A 705-nucleotide genomic window follows, 5' to 3' on the forward strand; every position below is an offset into this window, starting at 1 on the left:
CTATGGATACTCAAGCAGCACCTATCGCGGGCCTCCCGCGCATCAACGAACCGGCTCCGGATTTCAAAGCACTGACCACTGATGGTGAGAAGTCCCTGAGCGACTACAAAGGCAAATGGCTGGTTCTGTTCTCTCACCCGGCAGACTTCACCCCAGTTTGTACCACTGAATTCATGGCGTTTGCCAAGGCCGCACCAGAGTTTGAGAAATTGAACTGTGAGTTGCTGGGTCTGTCCATCGACAGCATTCACTCCCACATTGCCTGGATGCGCAACATCAAGCAGAACTGGGGCGTTGAAATCCCGTTCCCGATCATTGAAGACCTGAAAATGGACGTCGCCCGGGCTTACGGCATGATCCATCCGGGTGCTGGCGACACCTCTGCGGTGCGCGCCACTTTCATCATCGACCCCAACGGCATCATGCGTGCCATGGTTTACTACCCGATGAGCAACGGCCGCTCCGTGCCTGAATTCCTGCGCCTGCTTGAAGCCTTGCAGACCAGTGATGAAAACGGTGTAGCGACTCCGGAAGGCTGGAAGAAAGGTGAGAAAGTGATTGTTCCGCCGGCGAAGACTTCCGAAGGCGCGAATGCCCGTGTCGAGTCCGGCGATTACGAGTGTAAGGACTTCTACTTCTGCACCAAGTCCTTGTAATCCGACTGCAGTGATTCGTTGAATCACCGTATGTCTGGCCGCTATCACC

1 protein-coding gene is annotated in these 705 nt (G+C 55.2%); it reads left to right on the forward strand.

Features of this window, described 5'->3' with window-relative positions:
• Positions 1-2 precede the first annotated feature (2 nt).
• Positions 3-656, forward strand: coding sequence for a peroxiredoxin (locus Q669_RS18805; RefSeq protein ID WP_022993477.1), 654 nt, complete (start codon positions 3-5; stop codon positions 654-656).
• Positions 657-705 lie beyond the last annotated feature (49 nt).

Source organism: Marinobacter sp. C1S70 (assembly GCF_000475355.1).
Taxonomy (GTDB): domain Bacteria; phylum Pseudomonadota; class Gammaproteobacteria; order Pseudomonadales; family Oleiphilaceae; genus Marinobacter; species Marinobacter nauticus.

What these genes read in the sequence shown, in the direction of transcription:
- Q669_RS18805 (WP_022993477.1), top strand. Translation starts at nt 3, where the DNA reads ATGGATACTCAAGCAGCACCTATCGCGGGCCTCCCGCGCATCAACGAA.